This window comes from Mesorhizobium sp. M7A.F.Ca.US.006.01.1.1 (assembly GCF_003997935.1).
In the GTDB taxonomy this organism is placed as follows: Bacteria; Pseudomonadota; Alphaproteobacteria; order Rhizobiales; family Rhizobiaceae; genus Mesorhizobium.
In genome coordinates this window covers 1-5107 of the sequence record NZ_RZQL01000362.1, presented here as the reverse complement: position 1 = coordinate 5107, position 5107 = coordinate 1, and the positions used below count along the sequence as shown (strand labels likewise).

The following is a 5107-nucleotide window of genomic DNA, read 5'->3' as shown; positions in this document are numbered from 1 at the left end:
CTTGGCAAGAGGGCCTCCTATTTCTCCATGCCGGCCGATCTCCCCACCGCCAGTGTCCAGCCTGGCCAGCGCATCCGGTTGGGTGGATTGGTCGAAAAAGGCACGATCCAGCGCGGGCAGGGGGCGACGGTCGGCTTTTCGGTCACTGACACGCACAAATCGGTCAAGGTCACCTACACCGGCATCCTGCCCGACCTTTTCCGCGAAGAGCAGGGCGTCATCACCGAGGGTACTTTCGGCCCGGACGGGGTTTTTGTTGCCGATAGCGTGCTGGCCAAGCATGATGAGCGCTACATGCCCAAGGAGGTTGCGGACGGCCTCAAGGCCAAGGGCGTCTGGCAGGAGAGCAAGAGTGAATAGCTCCGGCAGGAGAGCGACAGTGGATCACGGGCATGGTTGAAACCGGACATTTCGCCCTCGTCCTGGCGTTTGCGCTTTCGCTGGTGCAGACGGTCGTGCCGCTGTTTGGCGCGCGCCTGAACAACCAGCGCCTCATGGCCGTCGGCGGTCCGGTCGCGGTGACCGGCTTTGCCTTGACGGCACTGTCTTTCGCCGCACTGGCGAGTGCCTATGCAAGTTCCGATTTCTCGGTGGCGAGTGTGTGGGAGAACTCGCATTCCTTGCAGCCGTTGATCTACAAGATCACCGGAACCTGGGGCAATCATGAAGGCTCGATGCTGCTTTGGGTGTTGATCCTGACCTTCTTCGGCGCACTCGTCGCCGCTTTCGGCTCCAACCTGCCGGCGACGCTGCGCGCCAATGTGCTTGCGGTGCAAGGCGCCATCGGCGCCGCCTTCTTCCTGTTCATCCTGGCGACGTCCAATCCGTTCATCCGGCTCAACCCGGCGCCGATCGAAGGCCGCGATCTCAACCCGATCCTGCAGGATCTCGGCCTCGCCATCCACCCGCCGTTTCTCTATCTCGGCTATGTCGGCTTCTCGATCTGTTTTTCCTTCTCGGTCGCTGCCCTCATCGAAGGCCGCATCGACGCGTCCTGGGCGCGCTGGGTGCGGCCGTGGACGCTGGTTGCCTGGATGTTCCTGACCGGCGGCATCGCCATGGGATCGTACTGGGCCTACTATGAACTTGGCTGGGGCGGTTTCTGGTTCTGGGATCCGGTCGAGAACGCCTCCTTCATGCCGTGGCTGGCGGGGACCGCGCTGCTCCATTCGGCCATCGTCATGGAAAAGCGCTCGGCGCTGAAGATCTGGACGCTGCTGCTCGCCATCCTGACCTTTTCGCTGTCGCTGCTCGGCACCTTCCTCGTGCGTTCAGGCGTGCTGACCTCGGTGCACGCCTTTGCCACCGATCCGACGCGCGGCGTGTTTATCCTGTGCATACTGACGCTGTTTATCGGCGGCTCGCTGGCGCTGTTTGCGCTGCGCGCTTCCCGGCTGACGACCGGCGGCCTGTTCCACCCGATTTCCCGAGAAGGGGCGCTCGTCCTCAACAATCTGTTCCTGACGACGGCGACGGCGACCGTCCTCGTCGGCACACTCTATCCGCTCGCCGTCGAAGCTTTTTCAGCCGACAAGATCTCGGTCGGCGCGCCGTTCTTCAACCTGACCTTCGGACCGCTGATGGTGCCGCTGTTGCTGGTGGTCCCATTCGGGCCGCTGCTGGCCTGGAAGCGCGGCGATGTCTTCGCCGTCGCGCAGCGCCTTATGGTGGCGTTCGCCGCAGCCCTCCTGGCGACGCTGGTCACCGCTCTGTTCATCGACGGCGCGTCGGTGTTCGCAGCCCTGGGCGTCGGCCTTGCCGTCTGGCTGATCCTTGGCGCGCTCACCGATCTCGCCGTCAAATCGGGGGTCGGCAATGTCGCCGCCGGGATCATGGTCAGGCGCTTGCTCGGCTTGCCGCGCTCGGTTTTCGGCACCGCTTTCGCTCACCTCGGCCTCGGTCTGACCACGCTCGGCATCGTCGGCACACTTTGCTTCGGCACAGAGAAGATCCTGTCGATGCATGCCGGCGAGACCGTCGAACTGTCCGGCCATACGCTGCGTTTCGTCGGGCTTTATCCGGCCCAGGGACCGAATTACAGCGAGGATCGCGGCCGCTTCGAACTGATCGGCGTCAGCGGCAGTCCAGTCGGCGAGATCAGCTCCGCCAAGCGGTTCTATCCGGTGCGGCAGATGACGACGACGGAATCCGGCATCAGGACGATAGGTTTCTCGCAGCTCTACATCTCGCTCGGCGACGAGGGCAAAGACGGTTCCGTCGTCGTGCGTCTGTGGTGGAAGCCGCTGGTGACGTTGATCTGGGGCGGTGGCCTGATGATGATGGCGGGCGCGGCGATGTCGCTGATGGACCGGCGCCTGCGCGTCGGCGCGCCGTCGCGACGGCGCAAGCAGGCGAGCGCGGTGCCATCCGCGACCCTGCCATGAGCGCACGGCTTTCGCTGACCTCCATTGTCCTGCTGCTGGCGCTGTTTTTTGCCGGCACGGCCTTGGCGGTGAAGCCTGACGAGATGCTGGCTGATCCCGCGCTTGAGGCGCGGGCGCGGGCGCTGTCGGAAGGCTTGCGCTGCATGGTCTGCCAGAATCAGTCGATCGACGAATCCGATGCCGACCTTGCCCGCGACCTGCGCGTCCTCGTGCGTCAGCGCCTCGTTGCCGGCGACACCGACCAGCAGGTGATGGATTACGTGGTGTCGCGTTACGGCGAGTTCGTGCTGCTGAAGCCGCGTTTCGACCTGCGCAATGCGTTGCTGTGGGGCACGCCTGTCCTGCTGTTGCTGGTGGGCGGCATTTTCATCGTGTTTACCGCGCGGTCGCGCCGCACGCTGGCGACAAAATCCCTGTCGCCCGAAGAGCAGGCATCGTTGGACAAGATACTAGGCAATTAGCTCGGCCATTCCTCCGAGGGCCAGTCCCGCGACGTGTGAATGACGCGCAAGATAATGACGCTCTGACGGCCAGCGATCGGGCGCAAATCATAGGCAATGATGTAGGGCAGGCGGCCGATGGGCTTCTCATATGTGCCTGTTACCCGGCCTGGCCGGCCCGTCGCCATATCACCAAGGCCCCGGCCCATTTCACGAATACGATCCGCCAGGCGTCGGGCGGCTGCAGGATTGTCCTGAGCGATAAAGGCAACTTGCTGCTTAAGATCGTCCAGCGCTTCTCGCGACCAGGCGACGAACCGCTTCACGCCTTGCCCAAGCGCTTGGCTTCCGCCGATTCGATGACCGCGTCGATTTCCGCCATGGCATCGTCGTGAGGCACGACACGGCCAGCCGCCGCATCTTCCATGCCGCGTTTGATGCCTTCAATGATATCGAGTTCGCGATCAACGTAGGCGGAGACCGCCTCGGCGGCGAGGAACGATTTGCTACGCCGGGTGTCGGTGGCGATCCGCTCCAGCTTCAGCTTGGTTTCGGAAGAGACCCGGATGGTCATGGTGGTGCTTGCCGTCATTTATGAAAGCCTTGTGCTGAGTTGTGTACAAGATAGCACATCGGACGTCGCAGCCAAGGGGGGTACGTCCCCTGACCCCAAACATTACCAAAGTTTCATGTGTCGGAAATGGCGCTGTAATGTGTGCCGCTCTAATTCTCTTTTCCTGAGGATGCCGATCAAGCAGCGTCCGTTTGAAAGAGGATAAGAAATCCATGAATATTGCCCCCAATTCATATTCCGTCACCCGCAAGCGTCTCATGGCTGCCGTCGCATCTGTCGCCGTGGCCGGTGCGATCGGCGTCGGTGCGCTGACCAGCGGAACCAGCCCTGTTCTCGCCGATGCCGTGCGTGTCGAGGCGCCGCAGGTGCCGGGCTTCGCCGATGTCGTCGAGCGCGTTTCTCCCGCTGTTGTCAGCGTCAAAGTCAAGGCCAAGATCAGCCCGGCCGCCGATGACGGCTCTGATCCGTCCGACGACCAGGATGGCATGAACAACCTGCCCAACAATCCGCAGCTGCGCCGCTTTTTCAAGGAATTCCGTGGCTTTGGTGACCAGGACGGCCAGGGTGGCGGCAACAGGCGCTTCAGCCACCGCGACCGCAACAACGACCAGCCGCGGCCGGTTGCTCAAGGGTCCGGCTTCTTCATCTCGGATGACGGCTACCTCGTCACCAACAACCACGTCGTTTCGGAAGGCTCGGCCTTCACCGTGGTGATGAATGACGGCAAGGAACTCGACGCCAAGCTGATCGGCACTGACCCGCGCACCGATCTCGCCGTGCGCAAGGTCGACGGCGTCGGCAAGTTTACCTATGTCGACTTTGCCGACGACTCCAAGGTTCGCGTCGGCGACTGGGTGGTGGCCGTCGGCAATCCGTTCGGCCTTGGTGGCACCGTCACCGCCGGCATCGTCTCCGCCCGCGGCCGCGACATCGGCGCCGGCCCTTATGACGACTTCATCCAGATCGACGCATCGGTCAACCGCGGCAATTCGGGCGGCCCGACCTTCAACCTCAACGGCCAGGTCGTCGGCATCAACACCGCGATCTTCTCGCCGTCCGGCGGCAGCGTCGGCATCGCCTTCGACATTCCCGCTTCGACCGCCAAGCAGGTCGTTCAGGACCTGATGAAGAGCGGTTCGGTGCAGCGCGGCTGGCTCGGTGTCGAAATCCAGCCGGTTACTTCCGACATCGCCGAGTCGCTCGGTCTGAAGTCCAACAATGGCGCGCTGGTTTCCAGTGCCCAGGACGATGGTCCCGGCAAGAAGGCCGGCATCACGGCCGGTGACGTGATCACCCAGGTCGACGGCAAGGATGTCGCTTCCCCGAAGGAACTGGCACGGTTGATCGGCGCCTACTCGCCTGGCAAGTCGGTCGACGTCACCGTGTGGCGCGACGGCAAGAGCCAGGCGGTCAAGGTCGATCTCGGCAAACTGCCCTCAAGCGACAAGCAGGCCTCTGTCGACCAGCAGCAGCCCGCCGCTCCGGCAAAGCCAGACACGCTGGCCGATCTCGGCCTGACCGTCACCAAGTCCGAAAACGGCAAGGGACTGGTGGTGACCGATGTCGATCCCGACAGCGACGCCGCCGATCGCGGCATCCAGCCGGGCGACGTCATCACGTCAGTCAATTCGACCGAAGTGAACGGCACCGAAGACGTCACCAAGGCGATGACCGATGCAGTCAAATCCGGCCGCAAGGCAGTGCTGATG

Annotated in this window: 6 protein-coding genes; 4 read left to right on the top strand and 2 right to left on the bottom strand. The window is 63.2% G+C overall.

Annotated elements, in window-relative coordinates; genetic code table 11:
• From ccmE to EN943_RS34790, 3 genes are all read left to right on the top strand, one after another.
• Window positions 1–360, top strand: a 360-nt coding sequence (gene ccmE / locus EN943_RS34800; protein ID WP_164778542.1) for a cytochrome c maturation protein CcmE, incomplete at its 5' end; no start/stop codon positions are given.
• A 32-nt stretch (window positions 361–392) separates the two neighbouring features.
• A complete protein-coding gene (locus EN943_RS34795) occupies window positions 393–2384 on the top strand; it encodes a heme lyase CcmF/NrfE family subunit (RefSeq protein WP_127416357.1) in 1992 nt (663 codons plus the stop codon).
• Entirely contained in the window at window positions 2381–2845 is a 465-nt protein-coding gene (locus tag EN943_RS34790) for a cytochrome c-type biogenesis protein (protein ID WP_127416356.1), read from the top strand. The genes EN943_RS34795 and EN943_RS34790 overlap by 4 nt, the downstream gene beginning before the upstream one ends.
• Here the strand turns inward: EN943_RS34790 and EN943_RS34785 are convergent.
• Both EN943_RS34785 and EN943_RS34780 read right to left on the bottom strand, forming a co-directional pair.
• Window positions 2842–3150, bottom strand: a complete 309-nt coding sequence (locus tag EN943_RS34785) for a type II toxin-antitoxin system RelE/ParE family toxin (protein ID WP_127416355.1) — start codon at window positions 3148–3150, stop codon at window positions 2842–2844. The genes EN943_RS34790 and EN943_RS34785 overlap by 4 nt on opposite strands.
• Window positions 3147–3416, bottom strand: a complete 270-nt coding sequence (locus EN943_RS34780) for a CopG family ribbon-helix-helix protein (RefSeq protein ID WP_127416354.1) — start codon at window positions 3414–3416, stop codon at window positions 3147–3149. Before EN943_RS34780 ends, EN943_RS34785 begins: the two co-directional genes overlap by 4 nt.
• Window positions 3417–3610: 194 nt before the next feature.
• On the opposite strand from EN943_RS34780, the gene EN943_RS34775 reads away from it, so the two are divergent.
• Window positions 3611–5107: Do family serine endopeptidase (locus EN943_RS34775; RefSeq protein WP_127416353.1), on the top strand; the 1497-nt coding region annotated here is incomplete at its 3' end.

What these genes read in the sequence shown, in the direction of transcription:
- EN943_RS34780 (WP_127416354.1), bottom strand. Translation starts at nt 3,416, where the DNA reads ATGACGGCAAGCACCACCATGACCATCCGGGTCTCTTCCGAAACCAAG.
- EN943_RS34790 (WP_127416356.1), top strand. Translation starts at nt 2,381, where the DNA reads ATGAGCGCACGGCTTTCGCTGACCTCCATTGTCCTGCTGCTGGCGCTG.
- EN943_RS34795 (WP_127416357.1), top strand. Translation starts at nt 393, where the DNA reads ATGGTTGAAACCGGACATTTCGCCCTCGTCCTGGCGTTTGCGCTTTCG.